The following is a 14,835-nucleotide window of genomic DNA, read 5'->3' as shown; positions in this document are numbered from 1 at the left end:
CGGCGGCGATGATCGACCTTGCGGGTGCGAATGCCGAAGTGACCGCCGGTGCGATCCGGCTGAGGGGCCAGGACATCCTTCGGCTCGACCAGGCGGCGCGGAGGCGGCTGCGCGGACGCGAGATCGCAATGGTCTTCCAGGACCCGATGACGGCATTCAACCCGGTCCTCACGGTGGGCGCGCAGCTTGTCGATTTCCAGTTCAACCTCGACGGCGTGCCGGGGCGCGAGAAACGGGCGCGGGCGCGGGACATGCTGGCCCGCGTCGGCCTGTCAGACCCCGACCTCGTGATGGGCCGCTATCCGCACGAGCTTTCGGGGGGGATGCGCCAGCGCGCGGCCATCGCGGCAGCGCTCCTTATGCGGCCCGCCGTGCTGATCGCGGACGAGCCGACCACCGCGCTCGACGTCACGATGGAGGCGCAGATCATCCATCTCTTGCGCGAACTTCGGGCGCAATACGGCTGTGCCATCGTCATCGTGACGCACCACCTGGGGGTGATTGCCGAACTCTGCGATCGGGTGGCGGTGATGTATGCCGGCGAGGTGGTGGAGGAAGCTCCGGTGGACGAGCTCTTTCACGACCCCCGCCATCCGTATACCCGCGCTCTCATCGCCTGCGATCCGGCACGGATCGGGAAAGCGACAGGGCGGCTTCCCGCCATCGGCGGGCGGCTGCCGGACCTTTCGGATCCGCCTCCGGGCTGCGCCTTCGCCGCGCGCTGCGGGATCGCCACCGACCGCTGCCGGACGGTGCCGCCGCCCAGGGTGGCGCCCGGGGCCGACCGCGGCGTGCTCTGCCACGAGGCCGCGCCATGACCGCGCTCCTGTCGGTCCGGGATCTCGCGGTGGACCTGCCGCTTGGCCGCTGGTTCGGGGGGGGCGCGCGTGCCTTGAACATTCTCGCAGGCGTGACGATGGACCTTCAGCCGGGCCGGACATTGGGACTTGTCGGGGAAAGCGGGTCGGGCAAGACGACGCTGGCCCGCGCGATCCTCGGGCTTCAGCCGGTCAGCGGCGGCACGCTCCGCTTCGACGGGGCCGAGTTGCGGCGGTCCGCGGACTTCCGCGCGATCCGCCGCCGCACCGCGCTGATGTTCCAGGATGCGACCGCCTCGCTTTCGCCGCGCATGACAGTGGGCGAGGCGGTGACCGAGCCCTTCGTCATCCATGGCATCAGGATCGCGAGCCGTCGCGGCAAGGCGGCGGAACTGCTGGCCGAGGTCGGTCTGCCGGCGGAGATGGCGGCGCGCTATCCGCACGAGCTTTCCGGCGGGCAGGCGCGGCGGGTGGGCGTGGCCCGCGCGCTGGCTCTGAAGCCCTCGCTCGTGATCGCCGACGAGCCGACGGCGGGGCTCGACGTCTCGGTGCAGGCCGAAATCCTCAACCTGATGGCCGACCTGAAGGACCGTCACGGCCTGAGCTATCTGGTCATCACCCACAACCTCGCGCTGGTTCGTCACGTCGCCGACCGCATCGCGGTTCTCTACCTCGGCCGGCTGGTGGAGACCGGCCCGACCCGTGCCATCTTCGCCGGGCCGGGCCATCCCTATACTAGGAGCCTGATCGCGGCGGAGCCGAAGCCCGACCCGCGCCAGCGCCGGACCGATCTGGCGATCCGCGGCGAGATACCGGGCATCCTCAGACGCCCCCCGGGCTGCGAGTTCCACACGCGCTGTCCCGTCGCGCGCGACATCTGCCGCAGCGCCGCCCCGGCGCTGCACGACCTCGGCCCCGGGCACAGCGTCCGGTGCCATTTCCCGGAAACCACAAGCAAGGGAGGATGAGATGAACTGGACGACCGACAGACGCGGGTTTCTGAAGCGCGCGGGCGCGGGCCTTGCCTCGGCGGTGGCGGCGCCGAACTTCGCCTGGGCGGCCGAGGGTGACACGCTGCGCATCCGCATGGACGCGGATTTCCAGGTGCTCGATCCCTGGGGGATCATCGGCGGCCTAGACGAGGTCATCCCCCGCTGCACCCAGGTTTCGCTGGTGCGCATGGGCGACATGCGCGCGGGCAACAACTGGGAGCTTTACGCGGCCGAAAAGCTGGAATGGCTCGACGATACCCGGCTCGCCTTCACGCTGCGCGATGGGCTCGTTTGGACCGGCGACTTCGGCCCCGTAACTGTGGCGGACGTTAAGTTCTCCTACGAGCGCATCGCCGGATCGGACAGCGCCTGGGCCTATCAGTTCGAGAAGCTGAAGGAGGTCGAGGTCATTGACGACCGCAACGGCGTGATCCACCTGACCGAGGCCTTCGCGCCCTTTGTCGTCATCGCTATGCCCTATTATGGTGGCCACATCGTCTGCAAGGCGGCCGTCGAGGCGGCCGGCGGCAGCTACACCACCGAGATCCCGGCGCAGTGCGGCCCGTATCTTCTCGATGCGTGGGAGCAGCAGCAGAAGGTCACGCTGAAGGCGAACCCCGGCTGGACCGGTGAAAAACCCGCCTTCGAGACCGTGGAAATTTACATCCAGGCCGACGATCAGGCGGCGCAGCTGGCCTATGAGGCCGATGCCTTCGACTATACCCGCGTCGCCCCCAGCGCGGTCCGACAGCTGAAGGAGGCGATGCCGGAAGGCGCCACGCTGATCGAGGCGGAATCCACCCGCTACGTCTGGCTGACGATCAACCAGAACGCCGAACCGCTGAAGGACATCCGCGTGCGTCAGGCGATCCAGTACGCCTATGACAGCGATGCCGTCCTGCAAGGCGCCTACGACGGGCTCGTGGGCCGGTCCGCGGGGGTCGTCCAGCCCGGCACCACCTATGCGCGTGCGAAGAACATCATCGACACCCGCGACGTCGGAAAGGCGAAGGCGCTTCTGGCCGAGGCCGGGGCCGAGGGGCTGACGCTGAATCTCGTGGCCCTGACGGATTCGACGTCGCAGACCATCGCGCAGATCATCCAGGCGAGTCTGGGGGAAGCCGGCATCACGGTCGAAATCCAGCCGACCGAGGAGGCCGCCTACTGGGCTCTGGGCGACAAGACCGCAGGCGACGACTACCTGTCGCTGGAACTGGTGCTGCAGTCCTTCGCGGGCGGCGTCGATCCGACCGAGAACCTCGTCTGGTTCCGCCCCGACCAGATCGGCGTCTACAACTGGGCCTTCTTCGACAGCGCCGAATACGAGGAGCTTTACCAGAAGTCGCTCACGGAGCGGGACGCGGACAAGCGCCGGGCGATGTTCAACCGGATGGAGGACCTGATGGAGGAATCCGGCTCCTTCGTCTTCATCTGCTTCGAGCCGCTCGTGGCGATCCACGATTCCGACCTGAAGCCGGTGATCCTTGCCGACGGTCATCCCGACCCGGTACGGTTCGCGCGGATGTGACAGGCGTTCCCGGCGGCGCCCTCCCTGGGCGCCGCCCGGTCAGGGGAAGTGGAATGGATAGGAAACGGCGGGCGCCGCGTTTCAACCGCCTGAGCGGCGAGGAACGGCGCGCGGCACTGGTCTCCGCCGGGCTTGCCTGCATGGCACGGGGCGGAATCCAGGAATTCACGGTCGACCGGATCTGCGTCGAGGCCGGCGTTTCGCGCGGTCTGATCACGCATCACTTCGGTTCGATGAACGCGCTTCTGGCCGCCGTCTACGCGCATATGTACGACGGTTCCACCAAGCCGACGCGCGCGGTGGTACCCGGAGAGACGCGGCTTTCGGCCCTGCTCGACGCCTTCTTCGCGCCGGAGGTCTTCAACCGCGACATGCTCAATATCTGGCTGGCACTCTGGGGCCAGATCTCGGTGAACGAGGACCTGAGGGCAGAACACCGCGTCCAGTATCCCGCGTATGTCCGCGACGTCGCCGCCGCAATCGACGCGGCGGCGGCGCAGAACGGGCGCACGGTGGATGCCGGGACGCTTGCCAGGACGCTGATCGCCCTGGTGGATGGGCTCGGTCTGCAACACTGTATCGAACCCGGGTCGATGGCAGCCGAGTCGGCCAGCTCGGCCTGCCGGGCGCTGCTGGAGCCGCACGTCGGCCCGTTCTGAGCGTCCGGCCGGCAGGACTGCCCGCGCGGCGACCCTCAGCCGACGCGCGCCGGTACCGTCGCGGCCCTGCGGCTGAGGTCGAAGAGCGCGGCGAAGCCGATCATGGCGGCGATCCCGCCGGAGATCATCAGGACATCGAGGGCGAGCGTCGGCGCCCCAGCGATTTCCTTGGCGGCGCGCACCGCGAAGGAGAGGATTGTGCCGAGCGCGAAGACGGGGAGCGCGTGGCGGCCGAGCAGCGCGAGCGGCGCCAGCGGGCGCGAATCGCAAAGATCGCGCAGCCAGGGTAGGACGCTGAGAACATAGGCGAGCGAGAGGAAGTGCAGCAGCCGCGGCACCGAGACATAGGTCTTGTCGAAGTCGCGGACGAGGTTGGGTGCGCCCTGCGCCGCGAGCCAGCCGAGCGCCGCGTTGCCACGATCCTGCAAGGCGGGCCACTTCAGCCAGACCAGCGACAGGAGAAGATATGCCGCCGCGGCGGCGACGAGCCAGCGGTTCACCGGCACGAACCGCGCGCCGCGTTTCAGCGCGGCGCCGGTGAGGATGCCGAGGACGAAGAGCATTTGCCAGGCGAGCGGGTTGAAGAACCACCCGCCCTGGAGCGGCAGGTTCGGCAGGTCGACGTGCGCGAACCCCACGCCTGCCCAGAGCGCGACCGAGCCCGCGAGTGTCGCACGTGGCCAGCGGCCGGCCGACAGGATCAGAGCCGGGGCCGCGAGGAGGAGCACGGCGTAGAGCGGCAGGATGTTCACATAGCCGAACTGGTGGCCGAGCAGCGGCAGGCCGATGAGCACGCCGATCGGGTCGCTGACGAGGAACTGAAAGTTGTCCTTTTCGAAAAGTGCGCCCGATCCGCCGTAGCGCAGCGTCGCGGCGACGATGGCGACGGCCCAGAACGTGACCATGAGATGGACGAGATAGAGCGTCCACGCCCGCTTCCAGATACGCCGCACACCGGCCCATAGCGGTCGCGCAGAAAGTCCCCCCGCATAGGCGAGGAAGGCCGAGAGGCCGGAGATGAAGACGAAGCCCTCCGCCGCGTCGGAAAAGCCGAAGTTGCGGGATGTCACCAGCTCGAACACCGTTCCCGGAACGTGGTTGACGAAGATCATCACGAGGGCGATGCCGCGCAGCACGTCGATCCGGCTGTCGCGCCGGCGGATTTGGACGGGCACCGGGGAGGGCCGAACGACCGCCGGTTGCGGCAGGACGGGCGCCGGCCGCGGCCGGGCCGTCAGGGCGCGGCGGGCGGCGTCAGGCATGTGCCGGCGTCCCGGTGCGGGCGGCTGCCCCGGCCGTCTCGGGTGTGCCCGTCCACCGCGCGAGGATCGCGTCGTGCGCGGCAAGGATCGGCGGGAGCGACCGCTCCTCCGGCGTGGCGAAGAGCGTGCGCGACGCGGCTGGTCGCGATGTCCAGGCGATCAGAGCCGGCGCGAGGATCATCGGCAGCAGCACCGGCAGGAGCCAGGGGAGGAGCCCGGCGCCCCAGTGCCAGGCCGCTACGAGCCCGGCGAGGCCGAGCGTGACGATGAAATGGCTTGCCTCGAACGCTTCGGCCACGGTCAGACGCGCCTCGCCGCGCCGGTTCGGCGGCCAGCCGCCGTCGGCGCCGCGCAGCACCTGGAAGACCGAGCGGGTCTGGTAGGCCATCATCACCGGCGCGATGAGACTCGACAGGAGAAGGTCGAGGACACTCGACAGGACGACATCGGAGGTGCGGCCGAACCCTCGGGCGCGTCGCGTCACCTCGGCCTCAAGCACGATCAGAAGCTTCGGCATGACGAGAAGGCCGATGATGCCGAGGAAGAGTCCGATCGCCTTCGCCGTCTCGTCGCTCGGGAAGACCGGGAAGAACTGGTGCGGGTCGGGGAAGTAGTCCGGCGGCGGAAGGGTGGCGCGATCGGCCACGGCCGCGATGAGGAATCCGGCCCAGAAGACCGGCGCGATATAGGACACGATCCCGAGTGCCATGGAAAGCCGGCTCCAGCCGAGAAGGCCCGCGGCGGTCACCACGCGGCTGTGCTGGAGGTTGCCCTGGCACCAGCGACGGTCGCGTCTGGCATATTCGATCAGGCTCTCGGGGCCTTCCTCGTAGGAGCCGCCGAGGTCGGGGTCCACCCGCACGTCCCATCCTGCGCGGGCGAGCATCGCCGCCTCGACGATGTCGTGGCTGAGGATGTGACCGCCGAAGGGCGGCGAGCCGGGCAGTTCCGGCAGGCCGCAGCTTTCCGCCCAGGCGCGGGTCCGGACGATGGCGTTGTGACCCCAGAACGGCCCCGCTCCGCCTTGCAGCCGCGCCAGTCCGCGGGCAAAGACTGGCGAGTAGAAGGCGGCGGCGAACTGCATGGCGCGACCGAAGATCGACCCCGCCCGGACGATCACCGGCAGGGTCTGAATAAGGCCGAGCCGGGGCTCGGCCTCCATCCGCCGGATCATCTGGAGGATCGTGGTGGGCTCCATCAGGCTGTCGGCGTCGAGGATCACCGCGTAGTCGTAGGCCGCGCCGCTGCGGCGGAAGAAGTCGGCGATGTTGCCGGCCTTGCGGCCGGTGTTCCGCTCCCGCCGCCGGTAGAAGAGCCGCCCTTCGCCGCCGGTCTCGGCCATGAGGCGGGAGAACCAGTAGGCTTCGCCAGCCATGGTTTCGGGCCGCGAACTGTCGGAAAGGATGGCGAAATGGATTGTGGCCGGCGCATCCTTCAGTGCCGCCATCATCGCGGCGACGCGCGCGAAGGTGGGCGCGGGATCCTCGTTGCAGACGGGCATGAGCACGCAGGTTCGCCCGCGGATCGTTGCGGCGGATGGCACCGCCCGCGGCGTCGGCCAGAGGCCGACGAGGGCAAGCATCGCGCCCCAGGCGAGCCAGGCGGTCGACAGCGTGAGGAGCGCGGCCGAGACCCAGGCCCAGGGCGTCAGGCCGGCCGCGGAGGAATACTGGATGAAGAGCGCCGCCGCCCCGCCGCCGGCGACCAGCGGCACGAGGACCGCGATCGTTCTGAGCAGAACGGGCGGGCGGGTCGCCGTCATCTCACGGCTCCGCGCGCCGCCTGGGGGCTGCGAAGAGCGCGCGCAGCGTCTCGAACGGGCGGACCGGTTCGAGCCGCTGCTCGGGCATGGCCAAGGGCGCATGGGGCAGGGACGCGGCCCCAAGAACGCTGGCGGTGGTCATGGCGTCCTCGAAGGCAGCCGCGCCGGACAGGTCGGACGGAGTCATGGCTTCACCCATTGGAAGGACCAGATTTCGGACAGCTTGCGGCCGTAGCCGGCGACATGCGCCGTCATCTCGACGAGGGACCCGGATTCGGACGCGACATCGACCACGAGCCGCCAGACGTCGCCGTCCGGAAGCTTGGACAATGTCGTCACATCAGCCGTTCCGCCGTTGATCGTCAGCACCGGTTTCACCTCTGCGTCATCTTCGGGCAGCCGGCCGAGCATCCCGCCCTTGAAGTCGATGACGAACTTGTGCGTATCGGGCGGGTTTTCAAGCCCTGCCGGGCCGCCGATCCCGCTGCGCGTGGCCGATACAATGGCCTTGTCGTCGGCATAGTCGGGTTCCAGCCGACCCCAGTGCATCCGGTAGGCGAACTCGCGCGCATCGCCGGCCTTCACCGGCGTGTCGGGAACCCAGAAGGCGCCGATGTTGTCGTGAACCTCGACTGCGGTCGGAATCTCGAACAGCCGGATCTTGCCCGGCCCCCAGTCGCCGACAGGCTCGATATCGACCGAAGGGCGCAGGTCGTAACGCGCCCCGGCGTCCTGATAGTCGTCGAAGTCGCGCCCGCGCTGGTGCAGGCCGAAGCGGCGTACCTGTACCTCGGCGAAATAGGACGACGAAAGCGCCTTCGGGTTGTCGAGCGCACGCCAGATCACGTCGCCGTCGGCCCGCAGGATCCTCAGCCCGTTGCTGTCGTGGACGCGTGGCCGGTAATCCTCGAAGTCGCCGCGGTTCACGTCGGCGAAGAGGAACATCGAGGTCAGCGGCGCGACGCCAATCTGCTCCACGTCGCCGCGGAAAAAGAGCCGGGCGGTGACGTCCACGACCGTCTCCACGCCGGGAGTGATGACGAAGCGGTAGGCCCCGGTCACGCTGGCGCTGTCGAGCGCTGCATAGACCGTCATGGTCTCGGCACCCGGCGCGGGCTTCTCGATCCAGAAGGCGCTGAAGCGGGGGAATTCCTCCGCCTTCGGCAGTCCGCTGTCGATCGCGAGGCCGCGCGCGGAAAGCCCATAGGCGTTGCCGAGCCCGAGGGCGCGGAAGTAGCTTGCCCCGATGAACGAGATCACCTCGTCCATCTTGTCGCCGCGGTTCATCGGATGGGTCAGCTTGAAGCCGGCCACGCCGGGCAGCGCGGTGCCGGGCGGCACCGTGCCCTGCAGGCGGTGGCGATACTCGAAATCGTCGGTGGTGAAGGTCATCCCGGTTGCCATGCCGTCGACAACCTCGAAGACATGCACCGGCTCCTTGAAGAGCCAGCCGAGATGGAACGGCATCATCCGCCAGGTGATCCCGGGCGTGTTCCACCGCGCCCGGGCCGGGCGGTAGGCGATGAGGTTGTAGTCGTCGTAGGTCAACTCGGCGAAGACCTGGGGGATCGACTCGGGGTCGGGAACCGGTGCCGCCGCGCGTACCCGCACCTCCTCTGTCAGGAGGTCGAAGGAGAAGGGCCGCGATCCCGTCTCCTCTGCCACGAGGCGGGTTCCGGCAAGGAGCGCTGGCACGCAGACGGATGCAGCTGCGGAAACGAGGAAGCGCCGCCGCGAGGGCGGCGAGGGAAGTGGTAACGAAGGGGTCATTCGTTTTGTTTTCAACCGGCTAGAAGCGGCGCGACTCAGCGCAGGGGTCCCGATGGCGCATTCACTCCGCATCTGGAGATTGCGCAAGGGGAATGACTATGCTGCAGGTGCGAAACATGCACCGGATGCATGGCTCCGGAGGATCATTGCCGATTTGCGGACCCATTGGCCGGCGGGATTCCGCCTTGCGCACAAATTTTGGGCAGAGTCGGTTGTCCGGCCGCCCGGCGGCCATATTGTTCCCGGCGGTGCCGGAAAGACTCGAAGTCGCCGCCCGGCTGTGGCAGGGACGGGTCGAACGGATGGCGAGGTGCTCATGGCGCAGATGACGGCTGACCACCAGGCGGTGGCGAGAAGCTCGCTGCTGCTGGCGGGGACCTCGGCGGAAGTGGCGGCGAACGTGCTTGCCGGAGCGCGGGTCAAGACCTTCGACCGCGGCGCGACGATCTTCCTGCAAGGCGAGCGGGCGGCCGCGATCTACATCGTTGCCGCTGGCTGGGTGAAGCTCTACCGGATCGCGCCGAACGGAGCCGAAGCGATCGTCGGAGTCTTCACCCGCGGCCACAGCTTCGGCGAGGCGGTGGCGTTCCGGCACGATGTCTACCCGGTCGCGGCCGAGGCGGCGACGGATTGCGAACTGATCCGGATCGAGGCGGACGCGTTGCTGCGGCTGATCGAGAACAATCCGAGGATTGCGGTGTCCATCCTGACCGCAACCTTCGCGCATCTGCACAGCCTTGTGGCGCAGGTGGAACAGCTCAAGGCCCAGACCGGCGCGCAGCGGGTCGCCGAGTTCCTCCTGGAGCTTGCAGGCTGCCAGGACGGGCGTTGCGACGTGACGCTTCCCTATGACAAGGTGCTGATCGCCGGCCGCCTCGGCATGAAGCCCGAAAGCCTGAGCCGCGCCTTCCAGAAGTTGCGCAAGGTGGGCGTGAAAGTGCTGCAGAACCACGCCGAGATCGCCGACGTGGCTGCGTTGCGCGACTATGCCGAGGAAGACCCGGCCGATGCCTGGGCGCGCGGCGGCTGACTACCCGGCGAGATAGAGCGCAAGCAGGAGAAGCGCGTAGAGCGCGAGCGTCAGGCCGAAGCCGCGGCGGAAGGCCGGCGCCTCGTCGAGCCTGAGGTAGGCGTTCAGGATCGTCCGCGCCTTGGCCCAGGCGAGCGCAAGGATCGCCGCGCCTCCGAGCGTGATCGCGCTGCCGGTTAGCGCCCCCCGCGCCACGGCGACGGAAAGCCCCGTCGAGGCGCCCGACAGCGCAAGGAGGAGAGCCCAGGCTTTCGTCACAGGAGCCATGGCCTACCTCAGCAGATAGATCACGGGGAAGACGAGGACCCAGACGAGGTCAACCATGTGCCAGAAGGCCACGCCCGCCTCCACCTCGCGCGGGCGGGCCCGGGCGGCCACGAGGAGGAGGACGACGATCCCGGCCGCGACATGGGCGGCGTGAAAGCCGGTGATGAGGTAGTAGAAGGTGAAGAAGGGGTGTGTCTCCACCCCGATGCCCTGCGCCGCCTTGTCGGCATACTCGGCCCATTTGATCGCGAGGAAGAGCGCGCCGAAGCCCGCCGCAGCGGCGAGAAGCCCGCGGGCGCGGGCAAGGCGCCCCGCCTCGACCGCCTGCGCGCCGAGGGCCGCGAGCCAGCCCGAGGTGACGAGGACGATGGTGTTCACACCGGCGGCCGAACGCTGCAGGTGATCCTGCGCGGCGGCAAAGCCCTCCGGGTCGGTCAGCCTGACAGCGAGGAAGGCCGCGAGGCCCGCGCCGAAGACCAGAAGCTCCGACACGATCAGCACCCAGATCATCAGGTCGCCCGGCAGGTCGTCGAAGGGGCTCAGGTCGGTGTGGTTACGGTCCGTCATGCGCCCACCAACTGCCGGTAGATCTGCGGCAGCGCCTGCGTCAGCTTCTCGGGATGCGGGATGACGGCATAACCGCCCTGGCCGAAGAGCCGCGGGAACCACGACTTGCCGTCGCGGTCAACGGTGATGCCGAAGACGGCATGGCCAAGGCGCCGCGCCTCCTCCACCGCCTTGCGGCTGTCTTCGATGCCGTGGCGACCCTCGTAGTGGTCGAGGTCGTTGGGCTTGCCGTCGGTGATGACGAGAAGAAGCCGCCGCCGCCTCGCCTCGCGTGCGAGGCCCGTCGAAGCATGGCGGATCGCCGCGCCGAGGCGGGTGTAGTGGCCGGGCTTCAGCCCTGCGATCCGCGACTCCACCGTGGACGACATGGGCTCGCCGAAGCGTTTGACGGCCTGCATATAGACCCGATCGCGCCTGAGCGAGGAAAACGCGTGGATGGCGAAGTCGTCGCCGCAGGCGTCTAGCCCCCAGGCGAGCGCGGCCAGCGCCTCGCGCTCGATGTCGATGACGGCGCGGCCGTCGTGCCCGTGGCCCGGCACCGCGCTTTCGGTCGAGCGTGACACGTCGAGCAGGATCGAGACCGCGAGATCGCGCTTTTCGGTGCGGTTCTGGAGCCAGACCCGGTCGTCGCCCCCGCCCGAGGCGACGAGATCGACGCGTGCGCGGATGGCGCGGTCGGTATCCAGTTCGTCGCCATCGCGGTGCCCCGCGGTAAGGATGCGGGCAGGTCGCAGCGCCTCGAACTGGCGCCGGACGGCACGGATGCGTTTTGCGGCGCCGGCGTCGCTGCGGAAGGCGGGCTCCTCGGTTCCCGGTTCCACCGTCGAGGCAAGGACACGGACATGGGCGGGCAGGTAGGCGCCGCTGCGGGCGTCCCATTCGGGGTAGGTCGTCTCGGCCGAAATCCGTTCGCGGTCCACGTCCTCGGGCGCGAGGTCGAGGTGGAGCTTGAGGCGCGTGGCCGGCGCCTTGGAAATCTGCCCGAGCCCGATCTCGTCGATGTCATCGGCCGCCTTCCTGGCGTCGTCGTTCTCGTCTTCCTCCACCCGGCGGTTGAGGTTGATGAACTCCGCCCAGGAGAGGATCGCCTCGAACTTGTGGAGGATGAAGCTGTCGTTCCGCTCGATCTGGTCGGACTTGCGCCGCCTTGCGCGGTGGGTGCGGCCCTCGGCCGCCTCGGGCGTGCCGTCGGTCGCGCGGGTCTCGACGGCGGTCGTCGCCGAGAAGGCGAGCGGGCGCAGGTCTGGCCAGAGCGGGACCGGGCGGAAGGGCCGGTAGCCGCGCGGGGCGCGATACGCCGAGAGGTCGCCGGCCGCGACCGCCTTCGCCATCCGCTCAGCCTTCGGAGAAAGCGGGGCAGGGTCGCCGAGGAGGTGCCGGACCACCGCCTCCACCGTCCGCTCCGCCTCGGGCAGCCAGGGCACGCGGCGAGTGTCGAGATGGGTCCGGGCGAGGTCGGCGTGAAGCCGCGCGAAGCCGGGCGCGTCGGCAAGTGTCGCTGTTGTCATCTCACGCGCGGCGATCAGCGCGGCGAGGTCGGCGCGCAGGGGATCGTCCTCGACGCGCGGGGCGCCGGCGTGGGCGGCGACGGCGGCGAGCCAGATGTAGAGCGCGGCATTGGCCTCGCGCGCGGGGAAGGCGGCAAGGCTCTCGGGCAGGCGCAGGGCCTCGCCGTCGAAGCTCGCGCGCGCGGTCGCCTCGACATCGGTGCCGAGGCGGCGGCGGATCGAGAGGCGGTGGCCCGAGCGTTCCGGTGCCACCGGCTTGATCTCGACGGCGGGGCTGCCGCCCAGACCGCGGAAGAGGACTGCCAGCCGTCCGCCGACCTCGGAAAGGTCGACACGGGCTCCGTCGTGGACGCTCGGTGCGTCAAGACGGCTGGCATAGGCGTGCCACAGTTTCCCGACGGTTTCCTCGGGTTCCCATGGCTCGATCTCGATCCCGGACATCGGCCGGCCTCACCCGAAAACGGCGGTGACGAGATCGAGGAGCCCGCGTTTGGTGTCTTCGTCGTCGGTGAGCGGTTCGATCATCGCGACCCGGATGGCCCGGTCGGGCGCCATGCCCTGCGCGATGAGGGTCGCCGCATAGACGACGAGGCGGGTCGAGGTGCCTTCCTCCAGGTCCTGCCCCTTCAGCGCGCGGAACTTGTTCGCAAGCCGCACGAGCGGTTTCACGCGATCCTCGGCAAGCCCGCTTTCGCGGGCGACGACGGGGACCTCGTGTTCGGGCTTCGGGAAGGTGAAGTCCAGGCTGACGAAGCGCTGCCGGGTGGAAGGCTTCAGCGTCTTGAGAATGTTCTGGTAGCCGGGGTTGTAGGAGGCGACGAGCATGAAGCCGGGGGCGGCCTCCAGTTCCTCGCCGGTCCGGTCGATCGGCAGCATTCGCCGGTCGTCGGTCAGGGGATGGAGGACCACAGTCACGTCCTTTCGCGCTTCCACCACTTCGTCGAGGTAGCAGATGGCCCCTTCCCGGACCGCAAGGGTCAACGGTCCGTCGACCCAGACCGTCTCGCCGCCCTTGAGGAGGTAGCGCCCGATCAGGTCGGCGGCGGAAAGGTCGTCATGGCAGGCGACGGTGTGGAGCGGCCGGCCGAGCCGGGCCGCCATATGGGCGACGAAGCGGGTCTTGCCGCAGCCGGTCGGTCCCTTCAGCAGGACCGGCAGACGGTTCCGGTAGGCTGCCGCGAAGACATCGCATTCGTCGCCCTGCGGCAGGTAGTAGGGGGCGTCCGCCGCCCCCTTCAGGTCAAAGGTTCCGTCCATCGCCCTTACTCCGCCGCAACATGGTCAGCGTCGTGCTCGATCCGTCCGCGCTCCAGCGGACCCGGTTCGATGATCTCGCGCCGGGGCACGAGCACGGCGTAGATGAACAGGATCGCGCCGAGGACGACCGCCACGCCCGAGCCGAAGCGCATGGCGAAGAAGATCCAGAGCTGATCCTGAACGTCCATGTAGGCCTCGCCCATGACGCGCTGGAGGTGCGTCTGCACGGTGCCCGCGAAGGTCAGGGTGAAGGTCATGAAGACCATGCCGCCCGACATCAGCCAGAACGAGGCCATGTTCAGCACCTGGTTGTAGGGGTCGCGCCCGAGGAGGTGCGGCATCGCGTAGGAGAAGATCGCGAGGTTCAGGGCGACATAGGCGCCAAAGAAGGCGAGGTGGCCGTGGGCGGCGGTGATCTGGGTTCCGTGAGTGTAGTAGTTCACCCCGTGCAGCGTGTGGAGGAACCCCCATACGCCGGCGCCGAAGAAGGCGAGCGTCGCGCAGCCGAGCGCCCAGAGGAGTGCTGCCTTGTTCGGGTGGTCGCGCCGGCCCTTCCATACCATGACGAAGGCGAAGGCCATCATCGCGAAGAACGGCACCACTTCGAGCGAGGAGAAGATCGAGCCGATCCATTGCCAGTAGCCGGGCGTGCCGATCCAGTAGTAGTGGTGCCCGGTGCCGAGGATGCCCGAGAAGAGCGCCGCGGCGACGATCACGTAGAGCCATTTCTCCACCACCTCGCGGTCGACGCCCGTCAGCTTCAGCATCAGGAAGGCGAGGATCGAGGCCATCACAAGCTCCCAGGTGCCTTCGACCCAGAGGTGGACGACGTACCACCAGTACATCTTGTCGAGCGCGAGGTTCGACGGATTGTAGAAGGCGAAGAGGAAGAGCAGAGCGAGGCCCCAGAGGCCCAGGAGCAGGATGTTGGTGATCGCCGTCTTCTTGCCCGAGAGCACCGTCATCGTGATGTTGTATAGGAAGATCAGCGCGGCAACGACGATACCCACCTTCACCCATGTCGGCTGTTCGAGGAACTCTCGCCCCTGCTTGCCGAGGAGGAAGTTGCCCTCGAAGAGGTTGAAGAAATAGGTGACGACCACGCCCGCGGTGCCGAGGACGAAGATCGCGAGCTGCAGGTAGGCGAGCTTCGGCGAGTAGATTTCGCGCTCGCTTTCCTCGGGCACGAGGTAGTAGGCCGCGCCGAAGAAGCCCAGAAGCAGCCAGACGACGAGGCTGTTGGTGTGCAGCATCCGGCCGGTGTTGAAGGGCAGAATCTCGGAAAGGAAGTTCGGGTAGATGTAGATCCAACCGAGGATCAGGCCCATCGAGACCTGAACTGCGAAGAGCGCCATGGCCACGATGAAATAGGCGAGCGCGATTTTCTGTGTCTGGTATTTCATGATCGTGTCTCC

14 protein-coding genes are annotated in these 14,835 nt (G+C 68.4%); 5 read left to right on the top strand and 9 right to left on the bottom strand.

The genetic code is table 11. The features are described from left to right. The 4 genes from ACMUOO_RS02430 to ACMUOO_RS02415 form a co-directional block, all read left to right on the top strand. A partial coding sequence (locus ACMUOO_RS02430) for an ABC transporter ATP-binding protein (RefSeq protein ID WP_413854844.1) occupies positions 1-818 on the top strand: 818 nt, incomplete at its 5' end. After that, a complete protein-coding gene (locus ACMUOO_RS02425) occupies positions 815-1,786 on the top strand; it encodes an ABC transporter ATP-binding protein (RefSeq protein WP_301918483.1) in 972 nt (323 codons plus the stop codon). The genes ACMUOO_RS02430 and ACMUOO_RS02425, both read left to right, overlap by 4 nt. A 1-nt stretch (position 1,787) precedes the next feature. After that, positions 1,788-3,338, top strand: a complete 1,551-nt coding sequence (locus tag ACMUOO_RS02420; protein WP_301918484.1) for an ABC transporter substrate-binding protein — start codon at positions 1,788-1,790, stop codon at positions 3,336-3,338. 53 nt (positions 3,339-3,391) lie between these two features. Further along, positions 3,392-3,997, top strand: coding sequence for a TetR/AcrR family transcriptional regulator (locus tag ACMUOO_RS02415; protein ID WP_301918485.1), 606 nt, complete (start codon positions 3,392-3,394; stop codon positions 3,995-3,997). A gap of 35 nt (positions 3,998-4,032) precedes the next feature. Here ACMUOO_RS02415 and ACMUOO_RS02410 read toward each other — a convergent pair whose 3' ends face one another. Genes ACMUOO_RS02410 through ACMUOO_RS02395 form a run of 4 tightly spaced genes read right to left on the bottom strand, consistent with a single transcriptional unit; the run spans position 4,033 to position 8,686 of the window. Next, positions 4,033-5,259, bottom strand: coding sequence for an OpgC family protein (locus tag ACMUOO_RS02410; RefSeq protein WP_413854843.1), 1,227 nt, complete (start codon positions 5,257-5,259; stop codon positions 4,033-4,035). Next, positions 5,252-7,021, bottom strand: a complete 1,770-nt coding sequence (gene mdoH, locus ACMUOO_RS02405; RefSeq protein ID WP_301918487.1) for a glucans biosynthesis glucosyltransferase MdoH — start codon at positions 7,019-7,021, stop codon at positions 5,252-5,254. Before mdoH ends, ACMUOO_RS02410 begins: the two co-directional genes overlap by 8 nt. A gap of 1 nt (position 7,022) precedes the next feature. Continuing rightward, positions 7,023-7,208 (bottom strand): hypothetical protein, encoded by a 186-nt coding sequence (locus ACMUOO_RS02400; protein ID WP_301918488.1) that lies wholly within the window; start codon positions 7,206-7,208, stop codon positions 7,023-7,025. Further along, complete coding sequence (locus ACMUOO_RS02395; RefSeq protein ID WP_301918489.1) at positions 7,205-8,686, bottom strand: glucan biosynthesis protein; 1,482 nt, start codon at positions 8,684-8,686, stop codon at positions 7,205-7,207. Before ACMUOO_RS02395 ends, ACMUOO_RS02400 begins: the two co-directional genes overlap by 4 nt. 430 nt (positions 8,687-9,116) lie before the next feature. Here ACMUOO_RS02395 and ACMUOO_RS02390 point away from each other — a divergent pair, with 430 nt between their 5' ends. Beyond that, positions 9,117-9,821: a Crp/Fnr family transcriptional regulator gene (locus ACMUOO_RS02390; protein WP_301918538.1), complete on the top strand. Its 705-nt coding sequence runs from the start codon at positions 9,117-9,119 to the stop codon at positions 9,819-9,821. Here the strand turns inward: ACMUOO_RS02390 and ACMUOO_RS02385 are convergent, their stop codons facing one another. The 5 genes from ACMUOO_RS02385 to ACMUOO_RS02365 are packed head-to-tail and all read right to left on the bottom strand — an operon-like array spanning position 9,822 to position 14,823. Beyond that, positions 9,822-10,088, bottom strand: coding sequence for a hypothetical protein (locus tag ACMUOO_RS02385; RefSeq protein WP_301918490.1), 267 nt, complete (start codon positions 10,086-10,088; stop codon positions 9,822-9,824). A gap of 3 nt (positions 10,089-10,091) precedes the next feature. Further along, on the bottom strand, positions 10,092-10,655 hold the full coding sequence (locus ACMUOO_RS02380) for a cytochrome c oxidase subunit 3 (RefSeq protein ID WP_301918491.1): 564 nt from the start codon (positions 10,653-10,655) through the stop codon (positions 10,092-10,094). Next, the gene (locus ACMUOO_RS02375) at positions 10,652-12,604 is read right to left on the bottom strand and encodes a nitric oxide reductase activation protein NorD (protein WP_301918492.1); all 1,953 of its coding nucleotides are present in this window, start codon (positions 12,602-12,604) and stop codon (positions 10,652-10,654) included. Before ACMUOO_RS02375 ends, ACMUOO_RS02380 begins: the two co-directional genes overlap by 4 nt. Positions 12,605-12,613: 9 nt before the next feature. After that, complete coding sequence (locus tag ACMUOO_RS02370) at positions 12,614-13,420, bottom strand: CbbQ/NirQ/NorQ/GpvN family protein (protein ID WP_301918493.1); 807 nt, start codon at positions 13,418-13,420, stop codon at positions 12,614-12,616. A 5-nt stretch (positions 13,421-13,425) separates the two neighbouring features. Further along, on the bottom strand, positions 13,426-14,823 hold the full coding sequence (locus tag ACMUOO_RS02365; RefSeq protein WP_301918494.1) for a cbb3-type cytochrome c oxidase subunit I: 1,398 nt from the start codon (positions 14,821-14,823) through the stop codon (positions 13,426-13,428). Positions 14,824-14,835: the final 12 nt, after the last annotated feature.

It is taken from the genome of Albidovulum sp. (assembly GCF_041919395.1).
Lineage (GTDB): Bacteria > Pseudomonadota > Alphaproteobacteria > Rhodobacterales > Rhodobacteraceae > Albidovulum.
This window is presented reverse-complemented; position numbering and strand designations above follow the sequence as displayed.